Source organism: Gordonia araii NBRC 100433 (assembly GCF_000241265.1).
GTDB lineage: Bacteria > Actinomycetota > Actinomycetes > Mycobacteriales > Mycobacteriaceae > Gordonia > Gordonia araii.
This window is the reverse complement of sequence record NZ_BAEE01000053.1, coordinates 1-15642: the sequence shown is the minus strand read 5'-3', so window position 1 is coordinate 15642 and position 15642 is coordinate 1. Positions and strand designations below refer to the sequence as shown.

The window sequence follows — 15642 nt, the reverse complement described above, 5'->3', positions numbered from 1 at the left end:
GAAACTTTTGAGAAACGATATCGTTTCTCTATTCAGAGTCAAGCCCGCTTCGGCGGTAATGTCAACGGCGTGACCGATGCCGACCCCGCCGATACCGGCGCCGCGCTCACCCCCGAACAGGTCCTCGCGATCATCAGCGGCAGCGAGAAGCGCGCGGCACTGCCGCGCCACCGGCACGGCCTCACGCCGGAACAGGTGGAAGAGTCGCAACGGTGGCGACTGATCGCCGCCACCGCGGAAGTCATTGCACGACAAGGCTTCGCGCAGACCTCGGTGGAGCAGATCGCCGCCGAAGCCGGTGTCTCGAAGAAGTCCTTCTACAAGTACTTCGCCGACAAAGAGGCCGCCTTCATCTCCGCCTACGACGCGATCGGACTGGTGGTCGCCCACATGTCGGCGGGCATACCTGCCGACCCGCGCGACATCGACGAGCTGCTGAGCCCGCTCATCTCCGGATATCTCACGACCCTGCAAGCCGCGCCGGCTTTCACGACCATGCTGCTGCTGCGGGCCCAGGGCGCGACCCTGGCGATCAACGAGCGACGGATCCAAGGCGTCGCGAGCTATGCCGCGGCCATCGGACAGATCCTGGAGCGCGGTCGCGAGCAGGGCATCGCGATCGCCGACGTCTCCGAAGCCGAGCTGATCGCGATGCTGGGCGGAATCAACGAACTGTGCATCCGTCAGGTCCATCGCCACGGCGTCGACGGACTCGACGAGATCGTCGAGCCGATCCACAGCTTCGCGCGCAGGGTCCTCGCGCCCTGACGCGCGACGGGCTGATTGGTCGGGCGCCCCGGGTCCGTGACAAGCTATGGACGTGAGCAGCCATCCCTATGGTGACGACATCGAAGCGGTCTTGATCACCGAAGAGCAGATCAAGCAGCGCACCGCCGAACTGGCCGAGTCGGTTGCCGACCGGTTCCGCGACGCCCCGGACGATCTCGTGCTCATCGGGGTTCTCAAGGGCGCGATTATGTTCATGACCGACTTCGCCCGGGCGCTGCCCATCCCGTCGCAGATGGAGTTCATGGCCGTGTCGAGCTACGGCTCGTCGACCTCCTCGTCGGGCGTCGTCCGCATCCTCAAGGACCTTGACCGCGACATCGCCGACCGGGACGTCCTCATCGTCGAAGACGTCATCGACTCCGGTCTCACGCTGTCGTGGCTGCTGAAGAACCTCGCCACCCGATCGCCGCGGTCGTTGAGCGTGTGCACCCTGCTGCGCAAACCGGACGCCGTCCGCGTCGAACTCGACGTCGCCGACGTCGGCTTCGACATCCCCAACGATTTCGTCGTCGGCTACGGCCTCGACTACGCCGAGCGCTACCGCGACCTGCCCTACATCGGCCGCCTCAAACGGTCGGTCTATCAGGCCTGACGGCACCGCCGGTCGATCCGGCGCCGATGACGCCACCGGTCGTCGCCAGGTAATCTGGTAGGAAATCTTCGATGGAAGGACGTTGGCGGCGCTGTGCGGCCCGCCGCACCACGCATGAACCGTAAGTCAGTCTTTCGCAACGTCGCGATCTTCGTCTTGATCCTGCTGGCCCTGTGGGGCTGGAGTTTCATGCGCGACAGTTCGCGCGAATATCACGCCGTCGACACCTCCGACGCCCTCACGCAGCTCAACGTGAAGAACGCCAAGTCGGTCGAGATCGACGATCGGGAACAGCAACTGCGGATCGTCCTCAAGAAGCCGATCCCGCTCAAGGAGAAGGACACTCGGAACCCGAAGTCCGAGACCTCCGACAAGATCAGCTCCAAGTACCCGGCACGGGGATCGGAGTTCGTCTTCGAGTCGGTGCGGCAGTCCGGTGCGAGCTACCAGACCAACGTGCGCCAGGACTCGGTCCTGATGCAGATGCTGGCGCTGCTCCTTCCCCTGCTGCTCCTGGTCGCCCTGTTCATCTTCATGATGAACCGGATGCAGGGCGGCGGTCGCGGCGGTGTGATGGGATTCGGCCGGTCGCGGGCCAAAGAGATCACCAAAGACATGCCCAAGACCACGTTCGCCGACGTTGCCGGTGCCGACGAGGCCGTCGAAGAGCTTTACGAGATCAAGGACTTCCTGCAGAACCCCGCGCGCTACGAGGCGCTCGGGGCCACCATCCCCAAGGGCGTGCTGCTCTACGGACCGCCCGGAACCGGCAAGACCCTGCTGGCCCGCGCGGTCGCCGGCGAGGCCGGGGTCCCGTTCTTCACCATCTCCGGCTCCGACTTCGTCGAGATGTTCGTCGGCGTCGGCGCGTCCCGCGTGCGCGACCTGTTCGAGCAGGCCAAGCAGAACAGCCCCTGCATCATCTTCGTCGACGAGATCGACGCCGTCGGCCGGCAGCGCGGCGCGGGCTTCGGCGGCGGGCACGACGAGCGGGAGCAGACGCTCAACCAGCTTCTCGTCGAGATGGACGGATTCGGCGACCGGTCGGGAATCATCCTGATCGCCGCCACCAACCGCCCCGACATTCTCGATCCGGCCCTGCTGCGCCCGGGCCGTTTCGACCGCCAGATCCCGGTCAGCAACCCCGACATGCGCGGTCGTGAGGCGATCCTGCAGGTGCACTCGAAGGGCAAGCCGCTGGCCCCCGACGTCGACCTGGGCGGTCTGGCCAAACGGACGCCCGGCATGTCCGGCGCCGACCTGGCCAACGTCATCAACGAGGCCGCGCTGCTCACCGCGCGCGAGAACCAGACGACGATTACCGCGGCGACGCTGGAGGAGGCGGTCGACCGCGTCATCGGCGGACCGCGCCGCAAGAGCCGCATCATCAGCGAACACGAGAAGAAGGTCGTGGCCTACCACGAAGGGGGCCACACCCTGGCCGCGTGGGCGATGCCGGATCTCGATCCGATCTACAAGGTCACCATCCTGGCCCGCGGCCGCACCGGCGGGCACGCGCTCGCCGTGCCGGAGCAGGACAAAGACCTGATGACGCGCTCGGAGATGATCGCCCGCCTGGTCATGGCGATGGGCGGTCGCGCGGCCGAGGAACTCGTCTTCCACGAGCCGACGACCGGCGCCTCCTCCGACATCGACCAGGCCACCAAGATCGCCCGGGCGATGGTCACCGAGTACGGCATGAGTTCCAAGCTCGGGGCGGTCCGCTACGGCCAGGAACAGGGCGACCCGTTCCTGGGCCGGTCCATGGGGTCGCAATCGGATTACTCCGACGAGGTCGCGGCACAGATCGACGAAGAGGTGCGGCGCCTGATCGAGGCCGCGCACAACGAGGCGTGGGCGATCCTCGCCGAGTACCGCGACACCCTCGACGTGCTGGCCAGCGAGCTGCTCGAGAAGGAGACGCTGACCCGCAAGGATCTCGAGGGAATCTTCTCCGGGGTGACCAAGCGCGAGCGCATCACCGATTTCAACGACTTCGGCGGGCGGACCCCGAGCGACAAGCCGCCGGTGAAGACTCCGGGCGAGTTGGCGATCGAGCGCGGCGAGCCGTGGCCGCCGGAACCCGAGCCGCAACCGCAACCCGAGCCGGTGGCCTATCCGCCGACCGGTTACCCCGCTCCCGGTGCCCACCAGGGCGCGGCGTACCCGCCCCCGCCCGGGACGTATCCGCCGGCTCCCGGCGCCTATCCGCCGGCCTACCCGGCCCCGGCGGGCAGCGCGTCGCCGCAGGGCGACTACGGCGCCCCGGCCGGATGGTCGGCACCGGGCTGGCCGCCGCCGCCGCACAATCCGGGCCGGCCGCAGGGCATCCCGGTGACCCCGCCCAACGGTCAAGTGCCGAACGGTCAGGGGCCGGCCCCGCAGGCACCGCAACCGGAGTCCGAGGGCGATGACCGCTGAGGATGCCGCGCGCCCCGCATCGACGCCCGGGCCCGCACGATTCGATCAAGCGCGCGCCGAGGCGGCGGTGCGCGAGTTGCTGATCGCCGTCGGCGAAGACCCGGACCGGGAGGGGCTGCGGCGCACGCCGACGCGGGTCGCCAATGCCTTTCACGAGGTGTTCGCCGGGCTCTACACCGATCCCGACGAGGTGCTTGAGACGACCTTCGACGAGAACCACGAGGAACTCGTCCTGGTCAAAGACATCCCGCTGTACTCCACGTGCGAGCACCATCTGGTCGCCTTCCACGGCGTGGCCCACGTCGGCTACATCCCCGGGTCCTCCGGGCGAGTCACCGGCCTGTCCAAGCTGGCCCGCGTCGTCGACCTGTACGCGAAGCGGCCGCAGGTCCAGGAGCGGTTGACCAGCCAGATCGCCGATGCCGTGATGAGCAAGCTCGACCCGCGCGGCGTCATCGTCGTGATCGAGGCCGAGCACCTGTGCATGGCGATGCGCGGCATCCGCAAGCCGGGGTCGAGCACCACCACCTCGGCCGTGCGCGGGATCTTCAAGACGAACGCGGTGTCGCGCAGCGAGGCCTTGCAGCTGATCGCCCGTTGACGAGATGGACGGAAACGGCGGCGTGAAGATCCTCGGCGTGGTCAACGTGACGGCCGATTCGTTCTCCGACGGCGGCCGGTTCCTCGACGTCGACGCCGCGGTCGCCCAGGCCCGCGCCCTGGCCGCCGACGGCGCCGACATCGTCGACGTCGGCGGTGAGTCGACCCGCCCGGGCGCGCACCGCGTCGAGGCGGCGGTCGAGGCGCAACGCGTCGTCCCGGTGATCTCGGCGCTGGCCGCCGACGGCATCGCCGTCTCGGTGGACACCATGCGCGCGGAGGTGGCGTCGGCGGCCATCGAGGCCGGTGCCGTCTACGTCAACGACGTTTCGGGCGGCCGCGCGGATCCGTCGATGGCGCGCGTGCTGGCCGACGCGGGCCTGCCGTGGATCCTGATGCATTGGCGACCGTTGACCGAGCGGGCCGGCGCCGGGCCGTACGGGCCCGAAGACTTCACCCACCGCGCCGGCCAAACCGGTGCGTATCGCGATGTCGTCGGCGAGGTCAGCGGCGAGTTGCTGGCCCAGGTCGACGCGGCCGTGACCGCCGGGGTGGACCCGGACCGGCTGATCCTCGACCCGGGACTGGGCTTCGCGAAGAGCGCCGAGCACAATTGGGATCTCCTGCGCGGCCTGCCGACGCTCGTCGGCCTCGGGTTTCCGGTTCTCGTCGGCGCGTCCCGCAAACGTTTTCTGGGCACGCTGCTCGCTCGCGACGGTGTCGACCGGTCGCCGGCCGGCCGCGAAGTCGCGACGGCAGCGGTATCGGCGCTGGCCGCCGCGGCCGGTGTGTGGGGCGTACGAGTGCACGATGCCGCGGCCAGCCGCGACGCGATCCGCGTCGCCCAGGCCTGGACCGGAGCCGACCGGACCGTTGAGACGAGGGGAGCAGCCGATGGCTGACCGGATCGAGTTGCGCGGGCTCACCGTCCGCGGAAACCACGGGGTCTTCGACCACGAACGACGTGACGGTCAGGACTTCGTCATCGACGTATCGGTCTGGCTCGACCTCTCGGTCGCCGCCGATTCCGACGACCTGGCCGACACCCTCGACTACGGCGAGCTAGCCCAGGTGGTCCACGACATCGTCGCCGGGCAGCCGTGCAATCTGATCGAGAAGGTCGGCTCCGACATCGCCGAGGCGGTGATGGCCGACGAGCGGCTCCACGCCGTCGAGGTCACCGTGCACAAGCCGTCGGCGCCGATCCCGCTGACCTTCGCCGACGTCGCGGTGGTGACGCGCCGCTCCCGCAAGACCATGCTCGCCCGGGGTCTCGGTTGACCGGCAGCGTGGCGGTGCTGTCGGCCGGATCGAATATCGGCGACCGGCTGGCGCATCTGGCCGGCGTCATCGACGGTTTCGTCTCGGCCGGCGACGAGATCCGGGCGGTGTCGCCGGTCTACGCGACCCCGCCGTGGGGCGGAGTCGAGCAGGACGACTTCTACAACATCACACTGATCGTCGCGGGGGACCGCGACGCCCTTTCCTGGCTGCGTCGCGGGGCCGAGCTGGAAACCGCCGCCGATCGCCGTCGCGACATCCGCTGGGGTCCGCGCACGCTCGACGTCGATGTCATCGCGGTCCGCGACACCGCCGGACATCCGGTGTTCAGCGCGACCGACGAGCTGACGCTGCCGCACCCCAGAGCACACGAGCGCGGCTTCGTCCTCATTCCGTGGCTGGCCGTCGACCCCGACGCGCGCCTCGACCTGCCCGACGGCGGCTCGGTCCCGGTCGCCGATCTGGTGGCCGGGCTGGACCCCGACGAGCGGGCGGCGATCTCGCGGCTCGACGTCGCCCTTCCAGTGAGCCGGTCGATCCGCACCGACGCGGGGGAGAAGCGGTGAACGCGGTCCCGCCGCCCGGCGGACACGGCGGACCCGACGGCCAGCTGGGGCCGACGCGGATCCGCGACCTGGCGCTTCTGGCGTTGGCGGCGGCCGTCCTGGCCTGGGTGTTCATCGCGTTCAACTTTCGCGACTTCCCGACGATCCGCTGGTACACCAGCGCCTTCCTGCTGGTGTTGGCGGCGCTCGAGGCGACGGCCGGGCTACTGGTGCGACGGCGCGTGGCCGAGAACGAGATCGGGCAGGCGCGCCAACAGCTGCACCCGGTGACGGTCGCGCGCCTGGTCGCGCTCGCCAAGGCCTCGGCGATCCTGGGTGCGATCGCGGCGGGCGGATGGGGTGCGATCACCGCCTACCTGTTCCACCTGGACGACGTGGCCAGCGCCGATGCCAGCAAGCCCGGTACCATCGTCGGAGTTATCGGGGGGATAGCACTTGTCGCAGCCGCACTCTGGCTCGAGCAAAGCTGCCGTGCCCCCGACGATCCGACCGAAGACGGCCAGGTGCCCAATCCCGACGCCGCTTGAGGCCCGGGCGTTAAATGTGACGCTCCGGTGTAGGTTGAGCCGTTTATCCACGATAGACAGGTAAGTTCACGACTATGGCGAGGAACAGTCGGTCTGCCGACGCGCGCACCGCTGCGCCGCAGCGCGGTGCGGGCCAGTGGCTACTCGGCCTGCTCATCGTGCTCGCGCTGGTTGCCAGCGCGATGATGATCTGGAGCGATCAGCTCTCCGTGCCCGCATCGATCGCGGTCATCTCGGCGCTGTGGGCGGCCGTGATCGGAGCAATCGGCGTCACCAGGTACCGCAGGCAGGCAGAGATCGCGGAATCGAAGAGCCGCGACATGAGGCTCGTGTACGAACTGCAGCTCGAGCGCGAGATCTCCGCCAGACGTCAATACGAGATGGACGTCGAGGCGCAGATCCGGCGCGAGGTCGCCGAAGAGGCGAGTCACGACCTCCAGGAGCTACAGGCCCAGGTCGCCGCTTTGCGAGCCAGCCTGGAAGCTCTGATCGGGCAACCGCTTCCCGAGGACCGCGTCGCGCTGCCCAACGAGCGCCTGCGCGAACTCGCGTCGTCGATGCCCACGTACGAGCCCGACGACAGCGTCCTGGCCGCGACCGACTTCGCGTCGACCGCGCCGCCGACGCCCGACGGCCGGCACTACCCGCCGCCGCCTCCGCAAGGCGGGCGCGACGACTGGACCGAGATCATCCCCGTCGTCGAGGACGAACCGGCGCCGGGTCTCGACGAGTACGCGGCCACGCACGACGAGTTCACGGCGGTCCAGGAACCGTCCGACCCGCCCACCGAATCGTGGGTCACGCCGTCGCGCGCCGCCGGTTTCGGCGCCGACGACCAGCAGGGCGCCCAGTTCGGTGCCCCGGAGCAACCGGCGCAGGCGTGGCCGTACCCGGCTCCCACCGCCGAGCAGCCCGATGCCGAACGCCGCGACCACATCGCAGGCGAACCGCACGACCCGTTCACCGACACCGGCGAGATGGAGTCGTACGCCGCCGAGCTGGAGTCGGAGGACGCCGAGACCGACGAGCCGGCCGAGGAGTCCGGCGGCGGTGGCCGGCGCCGGGCCGAGGGCCGCCGGGCCGAGGGCGGACAGCACGAACAGGGCATCTCGGCCGCCGAACTCCTCAACCAGCTGCGCCAAAGTCAGACGGGCGTCGATCCGCGCCGCGGGTGAAGCCGGTCACACGGCGTAGCCACTGCTCGCACAGCCGCACTATCCTCGAAACGTAAACGTCTGGTACCCGCCGTCGGTGGTGGGACTGGAACGACACTGGAGGATCCACGGTGACCGATTCACCGCTGTTGGGCGTTGCCGACCCGTCGGCTCCCGCGCGATTGGCCGTGGGCCTCGTTTCCGCCGGTCGCGTCGGAACCGCGCTGGCCCAGGCCCTGGAATCCGTCGGGCACATCGTCGGCGCCGTCGTCGCCCGATCCGCCCAGTCGCGCGAGCGGGTGGAGCAGCGGCTACCCGATTCCCTCATCTTCGACAATGCCGCCGATGTCGCGGCGCGCAGCGAACTGCTCATCCTCGCCGTCCCCGACGACGTGCTGCCCGCCGTCGTCGCCGAACTCGCCGACAGCGGCGCGGTCCGGCCGGGTTCGATCGTCGTGCACGTCGCCGGCGCGCACGGGGTCGGTGTTCTCGCCCCGCTGACTACGCGCGGCGCGCTCGGGCTGGCGCTGCATCCGGCGATGACCTTCGTCGGCGGCCCGGAAGACACCGAGCGGCTGCGATCGGCGTGTTTCGCGGTGACCGCGGCCGACGAGGTCGGACACACCGTCGGCGCGTCCCTCGTCTACGAGATCGGCGGCCAGCCGGTGCGCATCGCCGAAGCCGACCGAACGCTCTACCACGCGGCCCTGGCCCACGGCGCGAATCACCTCGTCGCCCTCGTCAGCGACGCGGTGACGCTGCTGCGCTCATCGATCGAGCGGGCCGATGCCGACGGCACGCAGTCGCCGCTGCGCGCCGCGCAGGAGATGCTGGCGCCGCTGGTGACGGCAGCGTTGGGCAATGTGCTGGAGCTGGGGCCGTCCGCGTTGACCGGCCCGGTGGCCCGCGGTGACGCCGACGCCGTCGCGGCTCATCTGGCCGCCCTGCGCGACTGGTCGTCGACGGCCCCGCCCGCCGACGCGCCCATCGTCGACTCCTACCTCGCCCAGGCCCGTCGGGCCGCCGCCCTCGTTGCCCGCTCGCCGGAGCTGGACCGGGTCCTCGGGGAGGCGTCATGACCGACTTGGCCACCGCTTTCGTGCCAGGCGAACTGACCGTGCACCGCGATCCCGCGACGATGAGCCGTGTGACGGCGGCGCTGCGCGGAACAGGCAAGCGCGTCGTTCTGGTGCCGACCATGGGCGCGTTGCACGAGGGGCACCTGACCCTCGTGCGGGAGGCCCGCAAGGCGGGCAACACCGTCGTCGTGGTGTCGATCTACGTCAATCCGCTGCAGTTCGGGGCCGGCGAGGATCTCGACGCCTATCCGCGGACGTTCGACGAGGACTGCGCGAAGCTGCGCGCCCTCGGCGTCGAGCTGGTGTTCGCGCCCACCGACGCCGGCATGTACCCCAACGGGCGCCGCACCACGATCCACCCCGGCCCGGCCGGTGAGATCCTCGAGGCGCAGTCGAGGCCGACGCACTTCATCGGCATGCTCACCGTCGTCGCGAAACTGCTGTCGATCGTGGCGCCGCACGCCGCGTACTTCGGCGAGAAGGACTATCAGCAGCTGGTGCTGATCCAGCAGATGGTCACCGACTTGAACGTGGGGGTCGAGATCGTCGGCGTCCCGACGGTCCGCGAGGCCGACGGGCTCGCGATGTCCTCGCGCAACCGCTACCTCGATCCGCGGCAGCGTGAGCTGGCGACGGCGCTGTCGGCGGCCCTGACCGCCGGCTCGCACGCCGCACCCGCCGGTGCCGAGGCCATCCTGACCGCCGCGCGCGGCGTGCTCGACGGGTGCCCGGAGATCGTCGTCGACTATCTGGAGCTGCGCGGCCGCGACCTCGGTCCGCCCCCGGAACGCGGGGACGGACGGTTGCTCGTGGCCGCGCGACTCGGCACGACCCGGCTCCTCGACAACGTCGGCGTCGCGATCGGGATCTCCCGCACCGACGACCCCGAACCCGTTCCGCTATCCGCCCAGCCCTCCCCAGACCGCTGACAAAGGAAATCCCATGTTCCGCACCATGATGAAGTCCAAGATCCACCGGGCGACGGTGACCCAGGCCGACCTGCACTACGTCGGCTCGGTGACCATCGACGCCGATCTCCTCGACGCCGCCGACCTCCTCGAAGGCGAGCAGGTCTGCATCGTCGACATCGACAACGGCAACCGCCTGGAGACCTACGTGATCGCCGGCGAGCGCGGCACCGGCGTTATCGGCATCAACGGGGCCGCCGCGCACCTCGTGCACCCCGGCGACCTGGTCATCATCATCGCCTACGGCGTGATGAGCCCGGAGGAGGTGCGCGACTACTCGCCGGCGGTGGTGTTCGTCGACGAGAACAACCGCGTGCTCACCGAGGGGACCGATCCCGCCGACGTCCCGGCCGGGTCCGGCCTCAAGGATCCCCGGGGCCGCAACGACCTGATCGCGTCGCTGGCCTGATGCTGCTCACCGCGGCCGTCGGCAACACCAATATCCACCTCGGGGTGTTCGCCGGAGCCGGCGACCACGCGACGCTGGTGCGCGACTGGCGCATCCACACCGACCCGTATCTGACCGCCGACGAGATCGAACTCCTGATCCGCGGGCTGCTCGGGTCGGACCTGGAGCAGGTGACCTCCGTTGCCGCGCTCTCGACCGTTCCGTCGCTGCTGCGGGAGCTGCGGGTGATGGTCGACAAGTACTTCGGCGCCGGCCCGCACGTGCTGCTGGAACCCGGCGTGCGGACCGGGGTGCCGCTGCTGGTGGACAACCCGAAAGAGGTGGGGACCGACCGCGTCGCCAACGCCGTCGCGGCCAGCGGCAACTTCGGCGGTTCGCCCTGCATCGTCGTGGCCTTCGGCACGGCCACCGTCGTCGACGCGGTCTCGGCCAAGGGTGAATTCCTGGGCGGCGCGATCGCGCCCGGCGTGAACCTGGCGGTCGACGCGCTGAGCGAGCACACCGTGACGGTGCGCCGGGTCGAACTGCGACCGCCGCGCAGCGTCGTCGGGAAGAACACCGTGGAAGCGCTGCAGTCGGGAATCTTGTTCGGCTTCGCCGGGCAGGTCGACGGTCTGGTCGACCGGATCCGCGACGAGGTGGACGGCTTCGACGGCGACGACGTGCGGGTCGTCGCGACGGGATATCTGGCGCCGCTGATGGTGAACGAATGCGAGACGATCACCGACCACCACAGCTACCTCACGCTCGACGGTCTGCGCCGCGTGTACGAGCGGGTCAAAGCGGGCAAGAGCCGTTGACGTTCGTCGTGAACCGGGTCGCCGATGGCTGAGGAGAGGCGGCGCACGCGCGCCAACGGTGAAGCGTCGCGGTCGCGGATACTGGATGCCGCCACCGAGATCGCCGGCGAACGAGGCTACGACGGCACGAGCATCGCGCTGGTGAGCAAGCGCTGCGGTTTGCCCGCCAGCTCGATCTACTGGCACTTCGCCAACAAGGATGACCTGATCGCAGCGGTGATCGACCGCAGTTTCGGCCGGTGGCTCGGCGCGTGGACGATTCCCGACGGAGGGTCGGTGCGTCAGCGGCTGATCGACGCGACGTTGCAGGTTGGGCGGGCGCAAGCGGAGGCACCCGATTTCCTGCGTCTCGGACTGATGCTCGCGTTGGAGCGTCGCCCGGTCGAAGCCCGGGCGCGCGAGGTCTTCCTCCGCGTGCGGGCCACGGCGCTCGACGCCGTGCGCGGCGCGCTGGCCGACAACTTCCCCGAGCTCGACGACCAGGCGCTGGACCACCTTGCCGTCTATGCGATGGCGGGCGCCGACGGGCTGTTCATAGCGCGCGAGATCAGTGACGGCGACGGATCTGATGTGCACGAACCTGATGCGCACGGAGTCGATATGCACTGGCTCTTCGAGCTCCACGCTCACGCGCTCGTAGCCCTGATAGAGCGCCTGCTGCCACCCCGGTAGACGCCGAGCGTGCCCAGATCCACGCCGAGCGTGCCCAGATCCACGCCGAGCGTGCCCAGATCCACGCCGACCGTGCCCAGTTGACGGCGTAAATCCCTGACCTTAATGTAGTAATCATTACAGGAATACACCGAGGGGAGCTGGAACGGTGCCAAACACGATTGTTCTGACGGGAGCCACACGCGGCATCGGAGAAGTCGCCCTGCGGCACCTTGTGGCCCAGACCGAGCCCGGTACACGTTTCGTTCTTCTCGCGCGTGACCCGGCGGGATCGGCTCTGGCGCAACAACTGCGCGCGCAGGGGGCCGGCGTCTTGTCGATTCCAGCAGACCTCTCGTCGATGTCCAGCGTGCTGGGTGCGGCACGTGCAGTCGCCGACGCCGTGGCGGCGGGTGATCTACCCCCACTGAGTGCGATCGTCGGGAACGCGGGAATTCAGCACGTCGACGACACCACCGAAACCGATGAGGGGCTGGAGGAGACGTTCGCCGTGAACGTGCTCGCGAACTACGTCCTCATCGAAGAGCTGCGGCCGCACCTACGACCGCGGTCTCGCATTGTCATCACGGTCAGCGACACGCATTTCGGCGATTTCAGGCACAACATGGGCATGGTCCCGGGGCCGGCATGGCCGGAGGACCCGGCGCGTCTGGCGTCGATCCGGACGTTCGACAGGCCTGAATCGGTGTCTGCGGGACGTACGGCCTACTCGACCAGCAAGCTCGCGGCCATCTACCTCGTTCACGAGTACGCGCGTCGGCTGCCGGAGGGAGTCGACATAGTCGGCTACAACCCTGGATTCGTGCCGGGAACCGGTCTTGCCCGCAACGCCGGAGCCCTCTCTCGGTTTGCGGTTCGCCGGATTCTGCCGCTGATGACTCTCACGCCGTTGGCCACCGGTCAGCGTGCGGCCGGAAAGCACCTCGCCGACGCGGTGCTCGGTCGGATCGACGTGCCGTCTGGCGGCTACATCGATCGCAATCGGGTGGTGCCGTCGTCGAGCGAATCCTACGACGAGAAGCGCGAACGGCAGCTTTGGGAGACGCTCGAACGCCTTACCGCGTAGGGGCGCATCGCGAACGACGTCAAGCGCGTGCCAGGGCCTTGTCCAGGGCGACGGCGAGCCACGCGATGCCCACGACGACGAGTACAACGATTCCGATCGCCGCCACATACGTAGTGAGCTGCAGGAACGTGGACGTCGTGTAGGGGACGAGCGTCTCGGTTGTCATCTTCTCGGTGAATGCCGCCAGCACACCGCCGAGCGGAGCGAGGATGAGCGTGAGGAGATTCTGCCGTCGAGCGACGAACCACGTGGTGAGCAGCGCCGTCACGAGAAGTCCGATCACCACGCGATAACGACCGGCCGTCAGAGTGATCGCGTTCATCGAGCTCGCGACGAACATTGCTAGGTACACGACGGCCAGGCAAGTCGTGGCGACGGAGCAGATGATCGTGGCGACACGACCGCGCAGGGTGGTGTTCGCGGCCGCGATCATCAGTAATGCGGTTGCGGCGAACGCCACGAACTGCACCGAACTTGCGACGATGTCCGTCACCTGGCGAGACGACGTCTGTGACAACGAAATCGCGACTCCTCGCGCAAGCATCGCGAGGAAGTAGAAGGTCGCCACGACGATGACACCCCACACGACGCCACGACTGGGCACGGGACCGGTCGGGAAGCACGATGTCGGCGTGGACTGCCACGGTGACATTGGTGCCGCTTGCGTCGGAGGCGGGACGAATTGATCGGGCGAGCCGGAACCGGGTTGTGCCATGGCGCAACCTTAGATCCAAAGGTGTGTGGCAGGCCCACCGGAAAGGACGAACCCCACACCGATCTGAATCGGTGCGGGGTTCGACTGGATCAGGGTGTCGGTCTCCCTTACGGGATGGTGATGACCTGTCCGACGTTGATCAGGTCCGGGTTCGCGATGCCGTTGGCCTTCGCGAGCTCCGGGTAGCGGTTGCCGTCGCCCAGGAAGCGCTCGGCGATGGCGAACAGGGTGTCGCCCGCGACGACCGTGTAGGTCTTCTTCGGGGCGGGAGCCGGCTCGTTGGAGACCGGAGCGGCGACCGGATTGTCGGTCACGGTCTTCGAGCTCCACTCGCCGTTGTCGCCGACGTAGAGGACCACGTTGCGGTCGTCCTGCAGGACCAGGCGCGCGCCGGCACCGGAGGTCTTGGTCGACCAGACGCCCTCGTCGGAACCGTTGTACAGGACGAAGTTGCCGTCCTCCTGGACAGTCGCGCGCACGACGCCCTTGCCGTTGGTCTTGGTCGACCACACGGCGGTGCCGCCATCGTTGAGCACCAGGTTGCCGTCGTCCTGCAGCGTCAGCGTGTATGCGCCGTTCGCCGAGGTCAGGGACTGGCCGGTGCCCAAACGGTCACCCGCGTTGAGAGTGTCACTCATGTAAATCCACCTTCAGATCGGTTGTACAGCCGTGCGTTGCACGATGCCCGATCCACCTTAGCCACGAACCCGTGCAGTCGGGTGAACCGGTAGTGAATTCACGTGGATTTTGCGCGCGGGAGCGCGAAAATGTTGAGTGCGAGCCTGGGGTCATGGCAGACTGGTTGTCGTGATCAAGCGTTGTCGGAAGTGTTGTCAGGGCTGAGCCGCCTCTTTGGCGCCGGCCCTGAGTTCCGTCCACCGACAAATCCGCTTCTGCTCGCCCTAACGGCTTGAGCGATCACCCCCGAAAGGTCTTCCGATGACCACCGCAACCATCTCTGCCACCGTCGTGACCGCTGCCGCGCCCGCGACCACCGTCCCGGCCGCGCCGATCCAGGCTCCTGCCGCGGGCACTCAGCTCTCGGTTCCGGCACGTGACTTCCGTGCCGCGCTGAACACCGGCCTGCGGGCCGTCGACATCCGCACCCAGTCGCGCCGCAACGCGACCGGCGCCATCCACGGCGCCCTCGCCCTCGAACCGCTCGCTGCTCTCGAGCGATTGACGCCCGGCTCCGGCGAGTCGCTCCGCGTCGCTACCGCCGACGCCCGGTGGCTGCTGATCTCCGACGACGGGGACGACGCCGAATGGCTGGCCTGGCACCTGCAGGCGCGCGGCGTGAGTGGTGCGGTCTTCCTCGCCGGCGGTCACGACGCGTTGCGCCGCCACCAGCTCAACGGCGAACTGGCCGACGACGAGCTGGCGATGATCTCCGAACACCAGCAATAGGGACCGGCCCGCGCCGACCGTGAGATTCTGGGCACGGTCGGTGAGATTCTGGGCACGGTGGGCGGAATCTAGGGCACGGTGGGCACGAAACTGGGCACGATCGGCGGGCGGAACGCGAACCCGCGCTGACACCGTAATGGCCGAGGATTTTGGCCAGCCGATACAGTTGGCACCCGTGAGTGACGCCAAGAATCCGGCCGCGCCGGACGCCGACGGGAGCGTGAGCGAGCGGGCCGAATCGACCAACGACCTGCCCGAGCAGCTGAGGATCCGGCGCGAGAAGCGTGAGCGGATCCTCGCCGACGGGCGTGACGCCTACCCGGTCGAGGTGGCGCGCACCCACACGCTCGCGCAGATCCGCGATGAGTACGGCCACCTGACGGCCGGCGCCGAAACCGGTGTCGATGCCGGGATCGCCGGGCGCATCATCTTCCTGCGCAACAAGGGCAAGCTCTGCTTCGCCACGCTGCAGGAGGGCAACGGTACCCAGCTGCAAGTCATGGTCAGTTTCAACGGGGTGGGCGAGGAGTCGCTGGCACGCTGGAAGGCCGACGTCGACCTCGGCGACATCGTCTTCGTCCACGGTCAGATCATCT

The 15642-nt window shown here is 68.7% G+C and carries 19 protein-coding genes; 17 read left to right on the top strand and 2 right to left on the bottom strand.

The window, feature by feature from the left end:
- The first annotated feature begins 69 nt into the window (after positions 1–69).
- The 15 genes from GOARA_RS19825 (at position 70) to GOARA_RS10075 (ending at position 12924) form a co-directional block, all read left to right on the top strand.
- Positions 70–768: a TetR/AcrR family transcriptional regulator gene (locus tag GOARA_RS19825; protein ID WP_050947238.1), complete on the top strand. Its 699-nt coding sequence runs from the start codon at positions 70–72 to the stop codon at positions 766–768.
- A 46-nt stretch (positions 769–814) separates the two neighbouring features.
- The gene (hpt, locus tag GOARA_RS10140) at positions 815–1381 is read left to right on the top strand and encodes a hypoxanthine phosphoribosyltransferase (protein ID WP_007322268.1); all 567 of its coding nucleotides are present in this window, start codon (positions 815–817) and stop codon (positions 1379–1381) included.
- A gap of 114 nt (positions 1382–1495) precedes the next feature.
- The gene (ftsH, locus tag GOARA_RS10135; protein WP_040522647.1) at positions 1496–3802 is read left to right on the top strand and encodes an ATP-dependent zinc metalloprotease FtsH; all 2307 of its coding nucleotides are present in this window, start codon (positions 1496–1498) and stop codon (positions 3800–3802) included.
- Complete coding sequence (folE, locus tag GOARA_RS10130; RefSeq protein WP_007322266.1) at positions 3792–4403, top strand: GTP cyclohydrolase I FolE; 612 nt, start codon at positions 3792–3794, stop codon at positions 4401–4403. Before ftsH ends, folE begins: the two co-directional genes overlap by 11 nt.
- Positions 4404–4407: 4 nt before the next feature.
- A complete protein-coding gene (folP, locus tag GOARA_RS10125) occupies positions 4408–5304 on the top strand; it encodes a dihydropteroate synthase (protein WP_007322265.1) in 897 nt (298 codons plus the stop codon).
- Complete coding sequence (folB, locus tag GOARA_RS10120; protein ID WP_007322264.1) at positions 5297–5683, top strand: dihydroneopterin aldolase; 387 nt, start codon at positions 5297–5299, stop codon at positions 5681–5683. Before folP ends, folB begins: the two co-directional genes overlap by 8 nt.
- Entirely contained in the window at positions 5680–6249 is a 570-nt protein-coding gene (gene folK / locus GOARA_RS10115) for a 2-amino-4-hydroxy-6-hydroxymethyldihydropteridine diphosphokinase (protein WP_007322263.1), read from the top strand. Before folB ends, folK begins: the two co-directional genes overlap by 4 nt.
- Entirely contained in the window at positions 6246–6776 is a 531-nt protein-coding gene (locus GOARA_RS10110) for a DUF3180 domain-containing protein (protein ID WP_007322262.1), read from the top strand. Before folK ends, GOARA_RS10110 begins: the two co-directional genes overlap by 4 nt.
- A gap of 74 nt (positions 6777–6850) precedes the next feature.
- Positions 6851–7951 (top strand): DUF6779 domain-containing protein, encoded by a 1101-nt coding sequence (locus GOARA_RS10105; protein WP_007322261.1) that lies wholly within the window; start codon positions 6851–6853, stop codon positions 7949–7951.
- 110 nt (positions 7952–8061) lie between these two features.
- Positions 8062–9009 carry a Rossmann-like and DUF2520 domain-containing protein gene (locus GOARA_RS10100; protein ID WP_007322260.1) on the top strand — a complete coding sequence of 316 codons (948 nt, stop codon included), beginning with the start codon at positions 8062–8064 and terminating at the stop codon, positions 9007–9009.
- Complete coding sequence (gene panC, locus GOARA_RS10095) at positions 9006–9938, top strand: pantoate--beta-alanine ligase (protein WP_007322259.1); 933 nt, start codon at positions 9006–9008, stop codon at positions 9936–9938. Before GOARA_RS10100 ends, panC begins: the two co-directional genes overlap by 4 nt.
- A gap of 13 nt (positions 9939–9951) precedes the next feature.
- Entirely contained in the window at positions 9952–10386 is a 435-nt protein-coding gene (panD, locus tag GOARA_RS10090; protein ID WP_007322258.1) for an aspartate 1-decarboxylase, read from the top strand.
- On the top strand, positions 10386–11186 hold the full coding sequence (locus GOARA_RS10085; RefSeq protein WP_007322257.1) for a type III pantothenate kinase: 801 nt from the start codon (positions 10386–10388) through the stop codon (positions 11184–11186). Before panD ends, GOARA_RS10085 begins: the two co-directional genes overlap by 1 nt.
- Before the next feature lie 24 nt (positions 11187–11210).
- The gene (locus tag GOARA_RS10080; RefSeq protein WP_007322256.1) at positions 11211–11858 is read left to right on the top strand and encodes a TetR/AcrR family transcriptional regulator; all 648 of its coding nucleotides are present in this window, start codon (positions 11211–11213) and stop codon (positions 11856–11858) included.
- A gap of 148 nt (positions 11859–12006) precedes the next feature.
- The gene (locus tag GOARA_RS10075; protein WP_040522646.1) at positions 12007–12924 is read left to right on the top strand and encodes an SDR family NAD(P)-dependent oxidoreductase; all 918 of its coding nucleotides are present in this window, start codon (positions 12007–12009) and stop codon (positions 12922–12924) included.
- Positions 12925–12943: 19 nt separating this feature from the next.
- Here the strand turns inward: GOARA_RS10075 and GOARA_RS10070 are convergent, their stop codons facing one another.
- The gene (locus GOARA_RS10070; RefSeq protein ID WP_007322253.1) at positions 12944–13639 is read right to left on the bottom strand and encodes a hypothetical protein; all 696 of its coding nucleotides are present in this window, start codon (positions 13637–13639) and stop codon (positions 12944–12946) included.
- Between the two features lie 107 nt (positions 13640–13746).
- A complete protein-coding gene (locus GOARA_RS10065) occupies positions 13747–14277 on the bottom strand; it encodes a LysM peptidoglycan-binding domain-containing protein (protein WP_007322252.1) in 531 nt (176 codons plus the stop codon).
- Positions 14278–14578: 301 nt separating this feature from the next.
- On the opposite strand from GOARA_RS10065, the gene GOARA_RS10060 reads away from it, so the two are divergent.
- On the top strand, positions 14579–15046 hold the full coding sequence (locus GOARA_RS10060) for a hypothetical protein (RefSeq protein ID WP_007322251.1): 468 nt from the start codon (positions 14579–14581) through the stop codon (positions 15044–15046).
- 136 nt (positions 15047–15182) lie between these two features.
- Positions 15183–15642 (top strand): OB-fold nucleic acid binding domain-containing protein (locus tag GOARA_RS10055; RefSeq protein ID WP_007322250.1); only part of this gene is annotated, 460 nt, incomplete at its 3' end.

Excerpts from the sequence above, each read along its gene's own strand:
- hpt (WP_007322268.1), top strand. The coding sequence starts at position 815 with ATGGACGTGAGCAGCCATCCCTATGGTGACGACATCGAAGCGGTCTTG.
- ftsH (WP_040522647.1), top strand. The coding sequence starts at position 1,496 with ATGAACCGTAAGTCAGTCTTTCGCAACGTCGCGATCTTCGTCTTGATC.
- folE (WP_007322266.1), top strand. The coding sequence starts at position 3,792 with ATGACCGCTGAGGATGCCGCGCGCCCCGCATCGACGCCCGGGCCCGCA.
- folP (WP_007322265.1), top strand. The coding sequence starts at position 4,408 with ATGGACGGAAACGGCGGCGTGAAGATCCTCGGCGTGGTCAACGTGACG.
- folB (WP_007322264.1), top strand. The coding sequence starts at position 5,297 with ATGGCTGACCGGATCGAGTTGCGCGGGCTCACCGTCCGCGGAAACCAC.
- GOARA_RS10105 (WP_007322261.1), top strand. The coding sequence starts at position 6,851 with ATGGCGAGGAACAGTCGGTCTGCCGACGCGCGCACCGCTGCGCCGCAG.
- panC (WP_007322259.1), top strand. The coding sequence starts at position 9,006 with ATGACCGACTTGGCCACCGCTTTCGTGCCAGGCGAACTGACCGTGCAC.
- panD (WP_007322258.1), top strand. The coding sequence starts at position 9,952 with ATGTTCCGCACCATGATGAAGTCCAAGATCCACCGGGCGACGGTGACC.
- GOARA_RS10085 (WP_007322257.1), top strand. The coding sequence starts at position 10,386 with ATGCTGCTCACCGCGGCCGTCGGCAACACCAATATCCACCTCGGGGTG.
- GOARA_RS10080 (WP_007322256.1), top strand. The coding sequence starts at position 11,211 with ATGGCTGAGGAGAGGCGGCGCACGCGCGCCAACGGTGAAGCGTCGCGG.
- GOARA_RS10070 (WP_007322253.1), bottom strand. The coding sequence starts at position 13,639 with ATGGCACAACCCGGTTCCGGCTCGCCCGATCAATTCGTCCCGCCTCCG.
- GOARA_RS10065 (WP_007322252.1), bottom strand. The coding sequence starts at position 14,277 with ATGAGTGACACTCTCAACGCGGGTGACCGTTTGGGCACCGGCCAGTCC.
- GOARA_RS10060 (WP_007322251.1), top strand. The coding sequence starts at position 14,579 with ATGACCACCGCAACCATCTCTGCCACCGTCGTGACCGCTGCCGCGCCC.